We start from the raw sequence: 18,114 nt of genomic DNA on the forward strand, positions 1-18,114 counted from the left end.
GCCCAACGGCCACGGTCCTCGCAACTCCCACAGATCGCGGGTGTTGCGAGGACCGTCAGAACCCAAGCCCGGCCGGGGCCCCGGGGCTTGGAGGATGTCGCCAAAGGCCGCTGACAACTCGTCTCACATACTTGTCGGTAACGACCTCTAGCCGTCACCCGACAGCCGCCTCTACCGTGCTCGCATGCCGCCGAACCTGCCCGATGTCGTGCTGTGGTCGATACCCGCCTTCGTCCTGCTCACCGTCCTGGAGATCGTCAGCTACCGGCTCCATCCGGACGAGGACGCCGCCGGGTACGAGACCAAGGACGCCGCCACCAGCGTCACCATGGGCCTCGGCAGCCTGGTGTTCGACCTGCTGTGGAAGATCCCGATCGTCGCGGTCTACCTCGCGGTGTACGAGCTGACGCCCCTGCGCGTCCCCGTCCTGTGGTGGACCGTCCTGCTGATGCTGCTCGCGCAGGACTTCTTCTACTACTGGTCCCACCGCGGCCACCACGTCGTCCGGATCCTGTGGGCCTGCCACGTCGTGCACCATTCGAGCCGGAAGTTCAATCTGACCACTGCTCTGCGGCAGCCGTGGACCAGTCTCACCGTGTGGCCGTTCTACCTGCCGCTCATCGCCTGCGGCGTCCACCCGGCCGCGCTGGCGTTCTGCTCCTCGGCCAACCTCGTCTACCAGTTCTGGGTGCACACCGAGCGGGTCGGCAAGCTGCCGCGCCCCTTCGAGTACGTGCTGAACACGCCCTCCCACCACCGCGTCCACCACGCCTCCCAGGGCGGCTACCTGGACCGGAACTTCGGCGGGATCCTCATCGTCTGGGACCGGATGTTCGGCTCGTTCACCGAGGAGACCGAGCGGCCGGTGTACGGGCTCACCAAGAACATCGACACGTACAACCCGCTCAGGGTCGCCACCCACGAGTACGCGGCCATCGCCCGCGACCTGCGGGCCGCCACGTCGTGGCGGGAGCGCGCGGGCCGGGTGTTCCGGGGCCCCGGGTGGCAGCCGCAGCCGCGTGGGGCCTCCGCGAAGGCGGCCCCGGCCACGCCGGAGCGAGTCGCATGAGCCGGGAGAGACCCGCCCGTCTCCTGGCGGGGGCCTTCGCCGTGGCGCTCGCCGTGGACCTCGGCTCCCTGCTCGCCGGGTCGCACACCGGGCACATGGCCGCCAAGCCGCTGCTGATGCCGCTCCTCGCCGGGTACGCGGCGGTGCGCGGCGCCCCCAGGCCGCTGCTCGCGGCCCTGCTGTTCGGCTGGGGCGGCGACGTGTTCCTGCTGTCCGACGCCGACTGGGCGTTCCTCGTCGGGATGGGGTCCTTCGCCGCCGGACACGTCTGCTACCTGGTGCTGTTCGCACGGTCGCGCCGTACGGGGACGGGGAGGGCGTCCGTGCTTCTCGGCGCGCTCTACGGCCTCGCCCTCGTCGTCCTGGTCGCCTCCCTGTGGCCCGGCCTGCCTGCCGACCTGCGCGTCCCCGTCGCCGGGTACTCGCTCCTCCTCACGGCCATGGCCTGGCGCTCCGGCGGACTCGGGCCGGTCGCCGGAGCGGGAGGCGCGCTGTTCCTGCTGTCCGACACCCTCATCGCCACCGGTGTCGCCCACTGGCCGCAGCTCCCCGCCCCCGACTTCTGGATCATGCTGACCTACACGGCCGGCCAGTACCTGCTGGCCGTCGGGGTCCTCAGGACGTCCAGCGCGGAAGGTCCGTCCCCCAGCGTCCTGCCGGGCGTGCCCAGTCCCGCGGGCCGCCCTCGAACATGACGGGGGAGCGGGCGTGGCGCACCCGGCCGAGCGGGCTGTCGCGCCCGACGAGCCAGGGCTCCGGCTCGTACGGCTCCTCCCCGGGCGTCCCGGCGGTTCCGGCCGCCTCCCCCGTCCCCGCGTCGTCCAGCTCGTGCAGCAGCCAGTGAGCCGTGCGGGCCAGGGTCGCGCGGACCAGCCAGGTGCCGCCGCCCCTCTGGCGCTCCGTCAGGGCCCGCAGGACCGCCGCCGCCAGCAGATAGCCCGTGCCGTGGTCGAGTGCCTGCGCCGGGAGCACGCCCGGCCGAAGGGTGGAGCCCTCGCGCAGGGCTATCCCGGTGGCCGCCTGCACCAGGCTGTCGAAGCCGCGCCGCCCGCCCCAGGGGCCGGACCGCCCCCACGCCGACAGTTCGGCCACCACCACGCCGGGGCGGCGGGCGGCCAGCGCCTCGGCGGAGAGACCGAACCGGTCCAGCGCGCCCGGCCGGTAGCCGGTCACCACCACGTCCGCCCGTACCAGCAGGTCCTCGAACAGCTCGCGGTCCGCGCTCCGGCCCAGGTCCAGCAGTGCCGACCGCTTGCCGAGTCCCGTGTCGTGGTGGATCTCCTGGCTCTCCGCCAGCCTCGGGGTGTCGATCCGCAGGACGTCCGCGCCCAGCAGTGCGAGCGTCCGGGTGGCGACGGGCCCGGCCAGTACGCGGGTCAGGTCCAGCACCCGCAGCCCCGCGCAGGGTGCCGCTCCCGGCGGCGCCGAGGGAGTGTCTCGCGGAGCCGTGCGGGGCGGCACGGGCGGGGCGTCGCCCAGCGGGGCCAGGGTCAGCAGGGGCTGTTCCGCCACCAGGGCTCCCTGCGGGCCCGCGGTCCAGTCGTGGGAGCCGCGCACCGCCACCGCGAGGCCCCCGGAGCCGTACACCGCCTCCTCGACGTCCAGGGCCCGGCGGCGTTCCAGCTCCGCCGCCACCGCCTCGACGCCCGCCCCGGCCGGGAGGCCCAGCGCGGCGAGCAGCCGCTCCCGGTGGTGCGGGTAGTTGGCGTGGGTGCGTACCCACCCGTCGGCCGTCCGCCAGAACCGGGACAGCGGTGCGAACGTCTCCCCGCCGCGGTCCTCCAGGCGGATGTGCCGCTCGCTGTGGAACGCCGTGGCCACCGCCCCGTCGTCCACCCGGACCCGGGGCACCTCGGACGCCGTGCCCCCGCCCCCGGCCCGTACCGCCGCGAACTCCGCCGCCGCCAGCGAGCACACCGCGACCGTCGCGCGGGCCAGCGCCATGACGGGCAGCCGCGCGGTCGGCACACCCGGCATCCCGGGGCCGTACGAGATCCGCTGCACCATCGCCGGATCGGCACCGAGTGCCGCCCATGCCCCAAGAACCGCCTTCTCCATCCCTCTACTGTGGCACTGAGTGCCATCTTTGGGAAGGTCCCCGGCGAGGTCCCGAGGTCCCCCCGGACCCCGGACCATGAAAGAGCCCGGGTGCGCGCGGTCGCGCACCCGGGCTCCCCTCCCCGGTCCCGCTCAGTTCCCCTGAAGAGCGCGGGACTCCGGCATCACCAGCGCACCGCGTCCAGCGCGTCCACCATGCCGCGGCCGTAGAAGCCGTTGCGCAGCTTGCCGCCCTCGCACACCGCGTCGATCTCGCCGTCGCCGTTGATGTCGTACGGCTCGCCGCACGCGGTGGCGTCCGCCTCCGCGTACAGCAGCGACTTCACCATGCCGGGCGATGCGTACGGGTGCTTCGACTTGATGAGCGCCACGACACCCGCGACGTGCGGGGACGCCATCGACGTACCGGCCTTGTAGTTGTAGCCGCCGTCGACTGTGGTCGACAGGATCAGACCGCTCGTCGCCGGAGCCTCGGGCGCCTGGTAGCGCGTCGAGTCACCGCCGGGCGCGGCGACGTCGACGATGCCCTGACCGTAGTTCGAGAAGGACGCCTTCAGGCCCTTCGCGCCGGTCGCGGACACGGTGACCACACCGGGCAGCATGGTCGGGATGTCCGGGCACTCGGTCGGCTTGACGGTCCGGTCGGACGTCTCGCTGTCGTTCGGGCTGGTCGAGTCGGTGACCTCGTCCGCTGCCAGGTCGGTACGGGAGTTGCCGGCCGCGGCGACGTTCACCGCGCCCTTGCGCTCGGCGTACCGGGTGGCCCGGGTCAGCGCCTCGACGAGCGCACCCTGGTCCGGGTCGTTCTTGCAGTTGTACAGCCACGGGTCGGTGTAGTAGCTGTTGTTGGTCACGTCGACGCCGTGCTCGGCCGCCCACATGAAGCCGCAGACGACGGCCTCGGTGTAGAAGTAGCCGTCCGGGTTGGACACCTTGATGCCCGAGACCTTGACGCCGGGGGCGACACCGGTGACGCCGATGCCGTTCTTGGCGGCCGCGATGGTGCCGGCCACGTGCGTGCCGTGGTCGCTCTCGCCGGGCGCCGGGCGCCAGGCGCCCTCGGTGGTGTCGGCCTTGCCGGTCACGCAGTTCGCGGAGGCGGCGCGGTCGAAGTTGGGCGCGAGGTCAGGGTGGGTGTCGTCCACACCGGTGTCGATGACCGCGACGGTGACCTTGCTGCTGCCGAGGGTCCGCTCGTGCGCCTTGTCCGCCTTGATGGCCGGCAGGCTCCACTGCAGCGGCTCCAGCGGGTCCTGGCCGTCCTCCGCCTGGGCCGCGGCCTCGCGGGCCTCCTCCGGGGTCAGCGGCTCGGCCACCTCCTCGACCTCGGTGGTGGCCACCGGTGCGAGCGGCGCGGTGCGGGTGGCACCGGCGGAGTCGACGCCCCGCACGGCGCGCAGCGTCTCACCGAACTGCGGGTTCTTGGAGTGGACGACGATCACGCCGATCTTGTCGTACGACTCCACCACCGTGCCGCCGGCCTTGGCTATGGCCTTCTTCACCGACGCGCCGTACCAGCTGCTCTTCAGGTTCACGACATACGAGAGCTCCGGTCCGTCCGTGGCGACGGAAGCCGGAACGTCCTGCGTCGGGGCCGCCGACGCCGCTCCGGCGGGAAGGAAGCCGAGCGAGGCCGTGAGCGCCAGGCCGACGGGCAGTGCGAGTGCGCGCCCGCGCCTGGAACGCAGATGAGCCATGGGTTCTCCACATCATCCGTGACGTCCGCCCGCACCGGCGGTACGGGCGGGTACATGACGAGCGAAGCTATCGCTGATCATCCCTGCTCAGCAATGAGTTGACCGGAAACTGCCGGGACCGGACGCCAACTGGAAGTCTGCCCTCCGTTTGGGTGAAGCGCCGTCAGGCCGGGTGAACCCGGTACGGGCGGAGTGAACCGCGTCGCGACGGCCTCCGTGCCGTTGTCAGGGAAGGGAGAACACACCGTCTCCCTGCGCCCCGCACCCGGCTCCGCCCGGATGCGCCGCCCATGCCCACCGCACCCGCGTCGCGAGGAGTGATCCGTGGCCACCGCAGCACCGCCGCCCACCGGAGCCGGAACAGGGACCGGCAGCCCCCTCCAGCCCACGACGGAGGCGTTCGTCGAGACGCAGCGCAGCGCCGAGTTCGGTGAACTTCGCCGCGCCCACCGCTCCTTCGCCTTCCCGCTCACCGTCGCCTTCATCGCCTGGTACCTGCTCTACGTCCTGCTCTCCAACTACGCGGGCGGCCTCATGGGCACCAGCGTCTACGGCAACATCAACGTCGCCCTCGTCCTCGGCGTCGCCCAGTTCGCCACGACCTTCCTCATCGCCTGGGTCTACGCCCGGCACGCCGCCGAGCGGCTCGATCCGAAGGCCGAGGCCATCAAGTCCCGTATGGAGGCCGACGCATGAGCAGCACCACCGGGAACACGGCCGGGGCCGTGATCGCCGCCGGGTCCGCGAGCGAACACCGGCCGCTCATCATCGCGCTGTTCGCCGCGTTCGTCCTCGCCACCCTCGCCATCACCGTGTGGGCCGGCCGCCAGACCAAGAGCGCCGCCGACTTCTACGCCGGAGGACGCCAGTTCACCGGCTTCCAGAACGGCCTCGCCATCTCGGGCGACTACATGTCCGCCGCGTCGTTCCTCGGCATCGCCGGGGCGATCGCCCTGTTCGGCTACGACGGGTTCCTCTACTCCATCGGCTTCCTGGTCGCCTGGCTCGTCGCGCTGCTGCTGGTGGCCGAGCCGCTGCGCAACTCCGGCCGCTTCACCATGGGCGACGTCCTCGCCTACCGGATGCGCCAGCGCCCGGTCCGCACCGCCGCCGGGACGTCCACCATCGTCGTGTCGATCTTCTACCTGCTGGCGCAGATGGCGGGCGCGGGCGTCCTCGTCTCGCTGCTGCTCGGCATCACCAGCGACGCCGGGAAGATCGCCGTCGTCGCCCTGGTCGGCGTCCTGATGATCGTGTACGTGACGATCGGCGGCATGAAGGGCACCACCTGGGTCCAGATGGTCAAGGCCGTCCTGCTCATCGCGGGCACGCTCCTGATCACCTTCCTGGTGCTGCTGAAGTTCGACTTCAACATCTCCGCACTGCTCGGCAAGGCGGCAGAGAACAGCGGCCACGGGGCGGCGTTCCTGGAACCGGGGCTGAAATACGGCGCGGACGCGATCTCCAAGCTGGACTTCCTCTCCCTCGGCATCGCCCTCGTCCTCGGCACCGCGGGCCTGCCGCACATCCTCATCCGCTTCTACACGGTGCCCACCGCCAAGGCCGCCCGGAAGTCCGTCAACTGGGCCATCGGCATCATCGGCGCGTTCTACCTGATGACCATCGCCCTCGGCTTCGGCGCCGCCGCCCTGGTCGGCCCCGACACGATCAAGGCATCCAACCCGGCCGGGAACACCGCCGCCCCGCTCCTCGCGGAAGCCGTGGGCGGCGTGGGCACGACGGGCGGCGCGATCCTCCTCGCGGTCATCTCGGCCGTGGCCTTCGCGACGATCCTCGCCGTCGTCGCCGGGCTCACGCTCGCCTCGTCCTCGTCCTTCGCGCACGACATCTACGCCAACGTGATCCGAAGAGGCCAGGCGACCGAGCAGGAGGAGGTGCGGGCCGCCCGCTGGGCCACCGTCCTCATCGGCGTCGTGTCCATCGCGCTGGGCGCGCTCGCCCGCGACCTCAACGTCGCCGGGCTCGTCGCCCTCGCCTTCGCGGTGGCCGCGTCCGCGAACCTGCCGACGATCCTCTACAGCCTCTTCTGGAAGCGGTTCACCACCCGGGGCGCCCTCTGGTCCATCTACGGCGGCCTCTTCTCGTCCGTGTTCCTCGTCGTGTTCTCGCCGGTCGTCTCCGGCAAGGCCACCTCGATGTTCCCGGATGCCGACTTCGCCTGGTTCCCGCTGGCAAACCCGGGGATCATCTCCATCCCGCTGGGCTTCCTGCTCGGCTGGCTCGGATCCCTCCTCACGAAGGAGGAGCCGGACAGCGGCAAGTTCGCGGAGCTGGAGGTCAAGTCGCTGACCGGCGTCGGAGCGCACTGATCAAGCGATCGGGCCGTGGGGATCCGCGGGTCCTCGTAGGTCCCTACGACCCGGTCGTCCCGGTTCCTGGTGCAAAAGGCCACTGATGTCGCCAGAGGTGTCGCGTAGGCTCGGGGAAAGAGGCCGGAACGGATCCGTGTTCGAGGGACCGGGGCCAGACGGAACACGGATACGAAAACCGGGCAACCGGGGGAGGCGTGCACGTGCTCATCGACACCTACGGCCGCGTGGCCACGGACCTGAGGGTCTCGCTCACCGACCGGTGCAACCTGCGCTGCACCTACTGCATGCCGGAGGAAGGCCTGCAGTGGCTCGCCAAGCCCGACCTGCTCACCGACGACGAGATCGTCCGGCTCATCCGGATCGCCGTCACCCGGCTCGGCGTCACCGAGATCCGCTTCACCGGCGGTGAACCCCTGCTGCGCCCCGGACTCGTGTCCATCGTCGAGCAGTGCGCGGCCCTCGCCCCCCGGCCCAGGATGTCCCTCACCACCAACGGCATAGGGCTCAAGCGCACGGCCCCGGCCCTCAAGGCCGCCGGCCTCGACCGGGTCAACGTCTCGCTGGACACGCTGCGCCCCGACGTCTTCAAGACGCTCACCCGCCGCGACCGCCACCACGACGTCCTGGAGGGTCTGGCCGCCGCCCGCGACGCCGGGCTCACACCCGTCAAGGTCAACTCGGTGCTGATGCCGGGACTCAACCAGGACGAGGCCCCCGACCTGCTTGCCTGGGCCGTGGCCCACGACTACGAGCTGCGCTTCATCGAGCAGATGCCGCTGGACGCCCAGCACGGCTGGAAGCGCGACGGCATGATCACCGCCGGGGACATCCTGGACTCCCTGCGCACCCGCTTCACCCTCACCCCGGAGACCGACGAGGAGCGCGGCTCCGCCCCGGCCGAGCGCTGGACCGTCGACGGCGGTCCGCACCGGGTCGGCGTCATCGCGTCCGTCACCCGCCCGTTCTGCCGGGCCTGCGACCGCACCCGGCTCACCGCGGACGGACAGGTCCGCACGTGCCTGTTCGCCCGCGAGGAGACCGATCTGCGGGCGGCCCTCCGGTCGGACGCGCCCGACGAGGAGATCGCCGGCGTCTGGAAGACCGCCATGTGGGGCAAGAAGGCCGGCTCCGGCCTCGACGACCCGGAGTTCCTCCAGCCGGACCGCCCGATGTCAGCGATCGGCGGCTGAGTCCCCGGCCTCCCACTCCGCGAGCGTCACCACGTCCTTCAGGAACCCGCGCACGCCCAGGAACTGCGACAGGTGCTCGCGGTGCTCGTCGCAGGCCAGCCAGGTCTTGCGGCGCTCCGGCGTGTGCAGCTTCGGGTTGTTCCACGCCAGCACCCACACGGCGGCGGCCCGGCAGCCCTTGGCGGAACAGATCGGATGGTTGCTCTCGTCGTTCACGGCACACATCCAACACGACCGGTACGACCGGTACGAACAAAGGGCGACGCCGGGCAGCCACGGGGGGAGCTGCCCGGCGTCGGTCCGTCGCTCCGACGGGGGATGCGGAGCGCGTACGAAGTATGGCACGCACAAGCGGCGGCGGTGCACCGGAACGTCACTATTGCTCTGAGCTTTTCTTGAGCTTCGGATCGGCCCCGTCAGCGGCAGGCCGTTCCGATTCCGGTTCCGCTTCCCGTGCGGGCCCGTCATCCGGATCCGGATCCGGGTCCGGCCGTTCGGCGGAACCCGCCTCCAGCACCGGCCGGTGTACCGGCGGAGTCGAGACGAACGTCGACGGCAGCCTCGGCGTGCTCTCCCGCCCCGCGTTCGCGATCACCACGGCGACGTACGGGAGGACCATGCCCAGCACCAGCGCCACGACCGCCACATACCGCGAGACGTTCCACAGCGACGCGGCCAGCACGAACGACACCGTCCGCACGCCCATGGAGATCACGTAGCGCCGCTGCCGCCCGCGCACATCGTCGTCGAGCCCCTGCCGGGCCCCGGTGATCCGGAAGACCGGGTCCTTGCTGCGCTTCCGCATCGCCTTCCACCACCGTCGTAGGGCCGATCCCGAGGACCGGCCGCACCCGACCGGGCTCCTCCCCCCACCGTACGCTCCGCCCCCGCGGCTCCCCGGACCGGCCCCGACATGCGGCGTACCGCCCACCGGCGGAAACTGTCGAAGACTGCTCACGTCGATCCGCACCGAGGAGGCAGCCATGGGCTGGTTGTGGGCGATCATCGTCGGTTTCGTGCTGGGACTGCTGGCGAAGGCGATCCTGCCGGGCAAGCAGCACAGCCCGCTCTGGCTCGTCACGGTCCTCGGCATCATCGGCGGAATCGTCGGCAACGCCCTCGCCCGCGGCTTCGGCATCGAGGCGACCCCCGGCATCGACTGGGGCAGGCACGCCCTCCAGGTCGCCGCGGCCGTGGTGCTCGTCGGCCTCGGGGACATGCTGTACATGGGCAGCCGCGGCAGACAGCGCACCTGAGCCGCCATGACACGGCGGCGGCCCGGGACCGAGCACCGGTCCCGGGCCGCCGCCGTCGTATCCGTACGACCGCGTCCGCCGCTCAGCCGGCCTTGACCTCGATCGCCGCCAGGTTCTTCTTGCCCCGGCGCAGCACCAGCCACCGCCCGTGCAGCAGGTCACCGGCCGACACGGCGGCGTCCTCGGCGGTCACCTTCGCGTTGTTCACGTACGCGCCGCCCTCCTTCACGGTGCGCCGCGCCGCCGACTTGCTCGGTACGAGACCGACCTCCGCGAACAGGTCCACGACCAGGCCCGGCTCCGTCACCCGCGCGTGCGGCAGCTCCGACAGCGCCGCCGCCAGCGTCGCCTCGTCCAGCTCCGCCAGGTCGCCCTGGCCGAACAGCGCCTTCGACGCGGCGATCACGGCTGCGCACTGGTCGGCGCCGTGCACCAGCGTCGTCAGCTCCTCCGCCAGCGCCCGCTGCGCGGCCCGTGCCTGCGGGCGCTCCTCGGTGACCTTCTCCAGTTCCTCCAGCTCCGCCGGGCTCTTGAAGCTGAGGATCCGCAGGTAGCGGGAGATGTCACGGTCGTCCACGTTCAGCCAGAACTGGTAGAACGCATACGGCGTGGTCATCTCGGGGTCCAGCCAGACGGCCCCGCCCTCGGTCTTGCCGAACTTGGTGCCGTCCGCCTTCGTCATCAGCGGTGTGGCCAGCGCGTGCACCACCGCGTCCGGCTCCAGGCGGTGGATCAGGTCCAGCCCCGCCGTGAGGTTGCCCCACTGGTCGCTGCCGCCCTGCTGGAGGACACAGCCGTACCGGCGGTACAGCTCCAGGAAGTCCATGCCCTGGAGAAGCTGGTACGAGAACTCGGTGTAGCTGATGCCCTGCTCGGACTCCAGGCGGCGGGCCACCGAGTCCTTCGTCAGCATCTTGTTGACCCGGAAGTGCTTGCCGATGTCCCGCAGGAACTCGATCGCGGTGAGGTTCGCCGTCCAGTCCAGGTTGTTGACCATGACCGCGGCGTTCTCGCCCTCGAAGGACAGGAACGGCTCGATCTGCGTCCGCAGCCGCTGCACCCACTGCGCGACCGTCTCCGGGTCGTTCAGCGTGCGCTCCGCCGTCGGCCGCGGGTCACCGATCTGCCCGGTGGCGCCGCCCACCAGCGCGAGCGGCCGGTGCCCGGCCTGCTGGAGCCGACGGACCGTGAGCACCTGCACCAGGTGCCCGACGTGCAGGCTCGGCGCGGTCGGGTCGAAGCCGCAATAGAACGTGACCGGACCGTCCGCGAGAGCCTTGCGCAGTGCGTCCTCGTCGGTGGACTGGGCGAACAGCCCACGCCACTTCAGCTCGTCGACGATGTCCGTCACGGTTCTCGTGCCTCCTCGTGCCTTGTCTGTCGCCCCGCCAGTCTAGGCGCGCCCCGGAGGGCCGGGGCGCGCCCCCGGGCTCACACGCCCGGGCTGACCGAACTCATGTTGAAGTCCGGCACTCGCAGCGGCGGCATCGCCGTGCGGGTGAACCAGTCGCTCCACTCGCGCGGCAGGGTCCGCTCCGTCCGGCCTGCCTCCGCGGCCCGCGACAGCAGGTCCACCGGCGACTCGTTGAACCGGAAGTTGTTCACCTCACCGACCACCTCGCCGTCCTCGACGAGATAGACCCCGTCCCGGGTCAGCCCGGTCAGCAGCAAGGTCGCCGGATCGACCTCACGGATGTACCAGAGGCAGGTCAGCAGCAGCCCGCGCCCGGTCGCGGCCACCATCTCGTCCAGCGAAGCGCCGGAGCCGCCCTCCAGGATCAGGTTCTCCGCTTCCGGCGCCACCGGGAGCCCGGTCAGCCCGGCCGAGTGCCGTGTCGCGGTCAGGTGCTCCAGCCGTCCCTCCCGGATCCAGTCGGTGCGGCCCACCGGCAGCCCGTTGTCGAACACCGACTGGTCGCCGCCCGAGGCGTGCGCGATCACGAACGGCGCCGACTCGAGGCCCGGCTCGGCCGGGTCACTGCGCAGCGTCAGCGGCAGCGCGGCCAGCCGGTCCCCGACGCGGGTGCCGCCACCCGGCTTGGAGAACACCGTGCGGCCCTCCGCCGCGTCCCGGGCGGACGCCGACCACTGCTGGTAGATCAGCAGGTCGGCCACCGCGGTCGGCGGCAGCAGCGTCTCGTACCGCCCGGCCGGCAGATCGATCCGCCGCTCGGCCCAGCCGAGCCGCCGCGCCAGCTCCTCGTCGAGCCCGAGCGGGTCCACGTCCCCGAAGTCCCGGGTGGCCCGCCCCGCCCACGCGGACCGGGTCCGGTCAGGTGACTTGGCGTTCAGCTCCAGCGTCCCGTTCGGCTGGTCGTGCCGCAGCCGAAGCCCCGTGGACGTCCCCACGTAGGTGGTGGTCAGCTCGTGGCTGGCGAACCCGTACAGCTCCCGTCCCCCGGCGCGGGCCCGCCCGAACGCCTCACCCAGCGCGGGTGCGAACTCCGCGAACACCGCCGAGGACGTCTCGGACGGCGCGTCCGTGAAGTCCGGCGACTCCGGGACTCCGGCGACCAGCGGCTGCGCGTCCTCCGCCGGTCCCGCCGCCCCGGCCGCCGCCTCGGCGGCCCGCACCAGCGGCTCCAGCTCCTCGGCGGTCACCGCCGACCGGGACACCACCCCGCTCGCCGTGCCCCGGGCCCCGTCGACGGTCGCGACGACGGTGAGGGTACGGCCCCGGGTGACCCCGTTCGTGGTCAGCGCGTTGCCCGCCCACCGCAGGTTGGCGGACGACTCCTCGTCGGCGATGACCACGCACCCGTCGGCCCGCGACAGTTCCAGGGCACGCTCGACGACCTCGTACGGCTTGGTGCTGGCGCTCATCGCCCCGCCTCCTGCGTCGTGTTGAGAATGTTCACGCCCCGGAAGAGGGCGGACGGGCAGCCGTGCGACACCGCCGCGATCTGCCCCGGCTGGGCCTTGCCGCAGTTGAAGGCGCCGCCCAGGACGTAGGTCTGCGGGCCGCCCACCTTCTCCATCGAGCCCCAGAAGTCCGTCGTCGTCGCCTGGTACGCGACGTCCCGCAGCTGCCCGGCCAGCCGTCCGTTCTCGATGCGGAAGAACCGCTGCCCCGTGAACTGGAAGTTGTACCTCTGCATGTCGATCGACCAGGACCGGTCACCGACCACGTAGATGCCCCGCTCCACGCCCCCGATCAGGTCCTCCGTCGACAGCCCGCCCGGGTCCGGCAGCAGCGACACGTTCGCCATCCGCTGCACCGGCACGTGCGACGGCGAGTCCGCGAACGCGCACCCGTTGGACCGCCCCAGCCCCGTCAGCCTCGCGATCCGCCGGTCCAGCTGGTAGCCCACCAGCGTGCCGTCCTTCACCAGGTCCCACGACTGCGCCTCGACGCCCTCGTCGTCGTAGCCGACCGTGGCCAGGCCGTGCTCGGCGGTCCGGTCACCGGTCACGTTCATCACGGGCGACCCGTACCGCAGTTTCCCCAGCTGGTCGAACGTCGCGAACGAGGTGCCCGCGTAGGCCGCCTCGTACCCCAGGGCCCGGTCCAGTTCGGTCGCGTGGCCGATCGACTCGTGGATGGTCAGCCACAGGTTCGACGGGTCGACCACCAGGTCGTACGTCCCCGCCTCCACACTCGGCGCCCGCATCTTCTCCGCGAGCAGCTCCGGGATCTGAGCCAGCTCCCCGTCCCAGTCCCAGCCGGTGCCCGTCAGGTACTCCCAGCCGCGGCCCACCGGCGGAGCCAGTGTCCGCATGGAGTCGAACTCACCGGTCGTCGAGTCCACCGCGACAGCCGTGAGCTGCGGATGCAGCCGCACCCGCTGCTGGGTGGTCACGGTCCCGGCGGTATCCGCGTAGAACTTGTTCTCGTGGACGGCCGTCAGCTCCGCGTCCACATGTGCCACGCCGTCCGCGCGCAGCAGCCGCTCGCTCCATTCCGCCAGCAGCCCGGTCTTCTCCGCGTCCGGCACGCCGAACGGGTCGGTCTCGTACGAGGACACCCACGTCCGCTCCCCGTGCACCGGCTCGTCCGCCAGCGCCACCCTCTCGTCGCTGCCGGCCGCCGCGATCACCTGCGCCGACAGCTTCGCCATGGCCACCGCCTGCGACGCCACCCGCGCCGCCGCGTCCATGGACAGATCCACCCCGGAGGCGAACCCCCACGCCCCGCCGTGCACCACCCGCACCGCGTACCCGAGGTCCGTCGTGTCCGACGCCCCCGCGAGCCGGGCGTCCCGCAGCCGCCACGACGCGCCGCGCACCCGCTCGAGGCGGAAGTCCGCGTGTTCGGCCCCGAGCGCCCGCGCCCGCGCCAGTGCGGCGTCCGCGAGCGCCCGCAACGGCAGCGCCGTGAAGGCTTCGTCGATGGAATGAGGCACCGAATGTCTCCTGTCCCCTGGTCCGGAGTCCCGTCCGTCCCGATCATCGCGTGCCGCGGGCCCGCTTGCCCAGCTCTTTATGTAGGGATCCGACAGTGACTTCTGTACGCCACTGTCAGGGGCCGAGTCCCCGTACCGGGGGGTGGACCGATAGGTTCTCGGGAGAACCACACAGCTAGGGAAAGGGTGATCCGATGAGCCGCTCGGTTCTCGTCACCGGAGGCAACCGGGGCATCGGCCTCGCCATCGCCCGCGCTTTCGCCGTGGCAGGCGACAAGGTCGCGTACACGTACCGGTCCGGTGAGCCGCCGGCCGAGCTGGCCGAGCTGGGCTGCCTGGGCGTGCGCTGTGACATCACCGACTCCGAGCAGGTGGAGACCGCCTACAAGGAGATCGAGGAGAAGCAGGGGCCTGTGGAGGTGCTCGTCGCCAACGCCGGCGTCACCAAGGACCAGCTCCTCATGCGGATGTCGGAGGACGACTTCACCTCCGTCCTGGAGACCAACCTCACGGGCACCTTCCGCGTCGTCAAGCGCGCCAACCGCGGCATGCTGCGGGCCAAGAAGGGCCGCGTCGTGCTGATCTCCTCGGTCGTCGGGCTGCTCGGCTCCGCGGGCCAGGCGAACTACGCGGCCTCCAAGGCCGGTCTCGTGGGCTTCGCCCGTTCCCTCGCCCGGGAACTCGGTTCCCGCAACATCACCTTCAACGTCGTCGCGCCCGGCTTCGTCGACACCGACATGACCAAGGTGCTCACCGACGAGCAGCGCAAGGGCATCGTCTCCCAGGTGCCGCTCGGCCGCTACGCGCAGCCGGAGGAGATCGCCGCCGCGGTCCGCTTCCTGGCCTCCGACGACGCCGCGTACATCACTGGAGCCGTCATCCCGGTTGACGGCGGATTGGGCATGGGTCACTGAGCGACATGAGTGGAATTCTCGACGGCAAGCGGATCCTGATCACCGGTGTGCTGATGGAGTCCTCCATCGCCTTCCACACCGCGAAGGTGGCTCAGGAACAGGGCGCCGAGGTCATCCTCACGGCCTTCCCGCGCCCCACCCTCACCGAGCGCATCGCCAAGAAGCTTCCCAAGCCCGCCACGGTCTTCGAGCTGGACGTCACCGACGACGAGCACCTGGCCCGGGTCGAGGAGACCGTGCGCAAGGAGCTGGGCGGGCTGGACGGTGTCGTCCACTCCATCGGCTTCGCCCCGCAGGACGCCCTCGGCGGCAACTTCCTCAACACGCCGTTCGAGTCGGTGTCGACCGCGATGCACGTCTCGGCCTTCTCGCTGAAGTCGCTGACCACGGCCTGCCTGCCCCTCATGGAGAACGGCGGCTCGGTCGTCGGCCTCACCTTCGACGCGCAGTTCGCCTGGCCGCAGTACGACTGGATGGGCCCCGCGAAGGCGGCCCTGGAGGCCACCAGCCGCTACCTGGCCCGTGACCTCGGCAAGCAGAACGTCCGCTGCAACCTGATCTCCGCGGGCCCGCTCGGCTCGATGGCCGCCAAGTCCATCCCCGGCTTCGGCGACCTGGCGAAGGTCTGGGACGAGCGCTCCCCGCTCGCCTGGGACATGGCCGACCCGGAGCCCGCCGGGCGCGGTGTCGTCGCGCTGCTGTCGGACTTCTTCCCGAAGACCACCGGCGAGATCATCCACGTCGACGGCGGCGTCCACATCATGGGTGCCTGACCGGCGCTTCTTCCGGTAAGAGCGGTACGAGGCCGCGTGACCGTCATCCGGCGGCGCGCGGCCTCCGTGCATCTCCGGCACACTGGTCGGGCCGGGACAACCGGGAGGAGGTGGTGCTGTGCGCATGCCGCACCTGGTCCTGACGGCCGCGGCCGCGGCCCTGCTCGCGGCGCCGTCCGCCGCGGCGTACGACGGCGCGGACGAGCCGCGGCACGCCCGGTGCGACACCTCGGTCGAGGGCTCACGCGTCACCGCGTACTGCCACAACCCCTATCCCCGCACGGATCGAGTCCAGCTGCACGTGGAGTGCGCCCGCTGGTGGGACGTCGACGCGGACGGGGCGCCCGTCGACCTCGTGCCCGCCGACCAGGTCGAGCTGACCGCCCGCTGCTGGATGGAGGTACGGGACGCCTGGGTCAGTCACCGGGCCGTTCCGGACTGACCCGGCACAGGAACGGATAGGCCGCGGCCTCCGTCGCCGCGGTCTCCGCGTCGCCCGCGCGGATCGCCTCCACCAGCCGGCCGTGGTCCATGTGGTGCTCCGGGCGCAGCTCCTGGCCCACGTCGTCGCGCAGCCAGTCGCGCAGCAGATGCCCGAGGTCCGCGTACAGCTCGCTCAGCACGTCGTTGTGCGAGGCCGCGACCACCGCGAGGTGGAAGGTGGAGTCGACCGCCACAAAACGCTCCGCGTCGCCGGTCTCCCACGCCTCCTCGCGCTTCGCCAGCAGCGCGTCCAGCTGGGCCATGTCCCGGTCCGTACGGCGCCGGGCGGCCAGCCGGGCCGCCGAGGACTCCAGGGTGGAGCGCAGCTCGGCCACATGCCGCGGGTCGGCGTCGGCGAACCGCCGCTGCATGACCCCCGCCAGTTCGCTGGTCGCGACGACATAGGTGCCGGAGCCCTGGCGGATGTCCAGCAGCCCGTTGTGCGCCAGCGCGCGCACGGCCTCCCGGACCGTGTTGCGGGCCACGCCCAGCTGCTCCACCAGCTCCGGCTCGGTGGGGATGCGGCAGCCGACGGGCCACTCGCCGGAGGTGATCTGGTTCCGCAGCTGCGCGATCACCTGGTCCGAGAGCCCGGAACGGCGGGGGGAGTTCAGCGCCATGCTTCTCCGATCACGAGTGGACAACCAATCATCCCATGATTCTATGATGGTCGGCATGTCCGACGAGCCGCAGACCCCGATACGCCCCCGAACCGTGACCGCTGCCCGCGCCCGTACCGGCAGTACGGCTTCCGAGGGGACCCTCGCGCCGCCCGCGGCGCCCGCCGTCGTCCGGCTCACCCCGCTCGTGGCCGTCGGACTCGTCCTCGCCGCAGTCAACCTCCGCCCGGCCATCACCAGCCTCGGCTCCCTCATGGAGGAGGTCCGCGTCGGGCTGGGCATGAGCGGCACCGTCGCCGGACTCCTCACCTCCGTACCGGCGCTGTGCTTCGCCGTCTTCGGCCTCACCGCGCCCCGGCTCGCCCGCCGCTTCGGCCCCGCCGCCGTCGTCTGCGCGGGCATGGCGGCCGTCGCCCTGGGCCTGGCCGCCCGGCCCTTCGCCGGCGGAACCGGCGGCTTCCTCGCCGCGACCGCCCTCGCGCTCGCGGGCATCGCCCTCAGCAACGTCCTGATGCCGGTGATCGTCAAGCGTTACTTCCCGGACCGCGTCGGCCCCATGACCGGCCTGTACTCGATGGCCCTCTCACTCGGCGCCGCCGGCGCGGGCGCGGTGACGGTGCCCATGACCAGGGCCCTCGGCGGCGACTGGCGCACGGGCCTCGGAGTCTGGGCGGTCCTCGCCGCTCTGGCGGTGCTGCCCTGGCTGCCGCTGGTCCGCGACCGGGACCGCGGCGCCACACGGGCGGCCGGCGGGGGCGCACGCGCCGCCGAGCGTGCCGCGGCCGACCGGGGACCGGGCGTCGTACGCAGCCGTACCGCCTGGGCGCTCGCCTGCTACTTCGGCCTCCAGGCCACGAGCGCGTACATCATCATGGGCTGGATGCCCCAGATCTACCGGGACGCGGGCGTCCCGGCCGGCATCGCCGGTGTGCTGGGCGCCGTCGCCATGGGCATCAGCGTCCCGCTGTCCTTCGTCATCCCGGGCCTGGCCGCCCGCTTCAGGAGCCAGGGCCCGATCGCCGTCGCCCTCGCCCTGTGCGGCCTCAGCGGGTACGTGGGCCTGTACGCCGCCCCGGTCGCCGGCGCCTGGCTGTGGGCCTTGCTGCTCGGTGTCTCCAACTGCGCCTTCCCGCTCGTCCTCACCATGATCGGCATGCGGGCCAGGACCGGACCGGGCGTCGTCAGGCTCTCCGCCTTCGCCCAGAGCGTCGGGTACCTCATCTCCATCCCGGGACCGACCCTCGTCGGCACCCTCTACCAGCACAGCGGCGGCTGGACCGTCCCGCTGGCCCTGATGACGGGGCTGATGGTGCCGCAGATGCTCCTCGGGATCCTCGCGGGGAGGGACCGGACGATCGAGGACGAGGCGTGAGGTGCG

The 18,114-nt window shown here is 71.8% G+C and carries 18 protein-coding genes; 10 read left to right on the plus strand and 8 right to left on the minus strand.

Going from position 1 to position 18,114, the window contains the following annotated elements; genetic code table 11:
• Window positions 1-184 precede the first annotated feature (184 nt).
• Window positions 185-1,069: a sterol desaturase family protein gene (locus tag I3F58_RS23750; RefSeq protein ID WP_240110710.1), complete on the plus strand. Its 885-nt coding sequence runs from the start codon at window positions 185-187 to the stop codon at window positions 1,067-1,069.
• Entirely contained in the window at window positions 1,066-1,764 is a 699-nt protein-coding gene (locus I3F58_RS23755; RefSeq protein ID WP_240110711.1) for a lysoplasmalogenase, read from the plus strand. Before I3F58_RS23750 ends, I3F58_RS23755 begins: the two co-directional genes overlap by 4 nt.
• On the opposite strand, the gene I3F58_RS23760 is transcribed toward I3F58_RS23755, so the two are convergent.
• Window positions 1,685-3,127, minus strand: a complete 1,443-nt coding sequence (locus I3F58_RS23760) for a CoA transferase (protein WP_240110712.1) — start codon at window positions 3,125-3,127, stop codon at window positions 1,685-1,687. The genes I3F58_RS23755 and I3F58_RS23760 overlap by 80 nt on opposite strands.
• A 164-nt stretch (window positions 3,128-3,291) precedes the next feature.
• Complete coding sequence (locus tag I3F58_RS23765) at window positions 3,292-4,824, minus strand: S8 family serine peptidase (RefSeq protein ID WP_240110713.1); 1,533 nt, start codon at window positions 4,822-4,824, stop codon at window positions 3,292-3,294.
• 324 nt (window positions 4,825-5,148) lie between these two features.
• On the opposite strand from I3F58_RS23765, the gene I3F58_RS23770 reads away from it, so the two are divergent.
• The 3 genes from I3F58_RS23770 (at window position 5,149) to moaA (ending at window position 8,347) form a co-directional block, all read left to right on the plus strand.
• A complete protein-coding gene (locus I3F58_RS23770) occupies window positions 5,149-5,520 on the plus strand; it encodes a DUF485 domain-containing protein (RefSeq protein WP_240110714.1) in 372 nt (123 codons plus the stop codon).
• Window positions 5,517-7,154 (plus strand): cation acetate symporter, encoded by a 1,638-nt coding sequence (locus tag I3F58_RS23775; RefSeq protein ID WP_240110715.1) that lies wholly within the window; start codon window positions 5,517-5,519, stop codon window positions 7,152-7,154. Before I3F58_RS23770 ends, I3F58_RS23775 begins: the two co-directional genes overlap by 4 nt.
• A gap of 203 nt (window positions 7,155-7,357) precedes the next feature.
• A complete protein-coding gene (gene moaA, locus I3F58_RS23780) occupies window positions 7,358-8,347 on the plus strand; it encodes a GTP 3',8-cyclase MoaA (protein WP_240110716.1) in 990 nt (329 codons plus the stop codon).
• On the opposite strand, the gene I3F58_RS23785 is transcribed toward moaA, so the two are convergent.
• A complete protein-coding gene (locus tag I3F58_RS23785; RefSeq protein WP_374208025.1) occupies window positions 8,330-8,563 on the minus strand; it encodes a hypothetical protein in 234 nt (77 codons plus the stop codon). The two genes, moaA and I3F58_RS23785, sit on opposite strands and share 18 nt — an antisense overlap.
• 160 nt (window positions 8,564-8,723) lie before the next feature.
• The gene (locus I3F58_RS23790) at window positions 8,724-9,152 is read right to left on the minus strand and encodes a DUF3099 domain-containing protein (RefSeq protein WP_240110718.1); all 429 of its coding nucleotides are present in this window, start codon (window positions 9,150-9,152) and stop codon (window positions 8,724-8,726) included.
• Between the two features lie 178 nt (window positions 9,153-9,330).
• On the opposite strand from I3F58_RS23790, the gene I3F58_RS23795 reads away from it, so the two are divergent.
• Complete coding sequence (locus I3F58_RS23795) at window positions 9,331-9,603, plus strand: GlsB/YeaQ/YmgE family stress response membrane protein (protein WP_240110719.1); 273 nt, start codon at window positions 9,331-9,333, stop codon at window positions 9,601-9,603.
• 82 nt (window positions 9,604-9,685) lie between these two features.
• On the opposite strand, the gene tyrS is transcribed toward I3F58_RS23795, so the two are convergent.
• From tyrS to I3F58_RS23810, 3 genes are all read right to left on the minus strand, one after another.
• Window positions 9,686-10,954 (minus strand): tyrosine--tRNA ligase, encoded by a 1,269-nt coding sequence (gene tyrS, locus I3F58_RS23800; RefSeq protein ID WP_240110720.1) that lies wholly within the window; start codon window positions 10,952-10,954, stop codon window positions 9,686-9,688.
• Window positions 10,955-11,034: 80 nt separating this feature from the next.
• Window positions 11,035-12,426, minus strand: coding sequence for a metallopeptidase TldD-related protein (locus I3F58_RS23805; protein WP_240110721.1), 1,392 nt, complete (start codon window positions 12,424-12,426; stop codon window positions 11,035-11,037).
• The gene (locus I3F58_RS23810) at window positions 12,423-13,946 is read right to left on the minus strand and encodes a TldD/PmbA family protein (RefSeq protein WP_240110722.1); all 1,524 of its coding nucleotides are present in this window, start codon (window positions 13,944-13,946) and stop codon (window positions 12,423-12,425) included. Before I3F58_RS23810 ends, I3F58_RS23805 begins: the two co-directional genes overlap by 4 nt.
• A gap of 194 nt (window positions 13,947-14,140) precedes the next feature.
• On the opposite strand from I3F58_RS23810, the gene fabG reads away from it, so the two are divergent.
• The 3 genes from fabG (at window position 14,141) to I3F58_RS23825 (ending at window position 16,075) form a co-directional block, all read left to right on the plus strand.
• A complete protein-coding gene (gene fabG, locus I3F58_RS23815; protein WP_240110723.1) occupies window positions 14,141-14,860 on the plus strand; it encodes a 3-oxoacyl-[acyl-carrier-protein] reductase in 720 nt (239 codons plus the stop codon).
• A gap of 5 nt (window positions 14,861-14,865) precedes the next feature.
• On the plus strand, window positions 14,866-15,633 hold the full coding sequence (gene fabI / locus I3F58_RS23820) for an enoyl-ACP reductase FabI (RefSeq protein ID WP_240110724.1): 768 nt from the start codon (window positions 14,866-14,868) through the stop codon (window positions 15,631-15,633).
• Window positions 15,634-15,757: 124 nt separating this feature from the next.
• A complete protein-coding gene (locus tag I3F58_RS23825; RefSeq protein WP_240110745.1) occupies window positions 15,758-16,075 on the plus strand; it encodes a hypothetical protein in 318 nt (105 codons plus the stop codon).
• Here I3F58_RS23825 and I3F58_RS23830 read toward each other — a convergent pair.
• Window positions 16,050-16,736, minus strand: a complete 687-nt coding sequence (locus tag I3F58_RS23830) for a FadR/GntR family transcriptional regulator (RefSeq protein ID WP_240110725.1) — start codon at window positions 16,734-16,736, stop codon at window positions 16,050-16,052. The two genes, I3F58_RS23825 and I3F58_RS23830, sit on opposite strands and share 26 nt — an antisense overlap.
• 55 nt (window positions 16,737-16,791) lie before the next feature.
• Here I3F58_RS23830 and I3F58_RS23835 point away from each other — a divergent pair, with 55 nt between their 5' ends.
• Entirely contained in the window at window positions 16,792-18,108 is a 1,317-nt protein-coding gene (locus I3F58_RS23835) for an MFS transporter (protein WP_240110726.1), read from the plus strand.
• The last annotated feature ends 6 nt before the right edge of the window (window positions 18,109-18,114 follow it).

It is taken from the genome of Streptomyces sp. MUM 203J (assembly GCF_022414595.1).
Classification (GTDB): Bacteria; Actinomycetota; Actinomycetes; order Streptomycetales; family Streptomycetaceae; genus Streptomyces.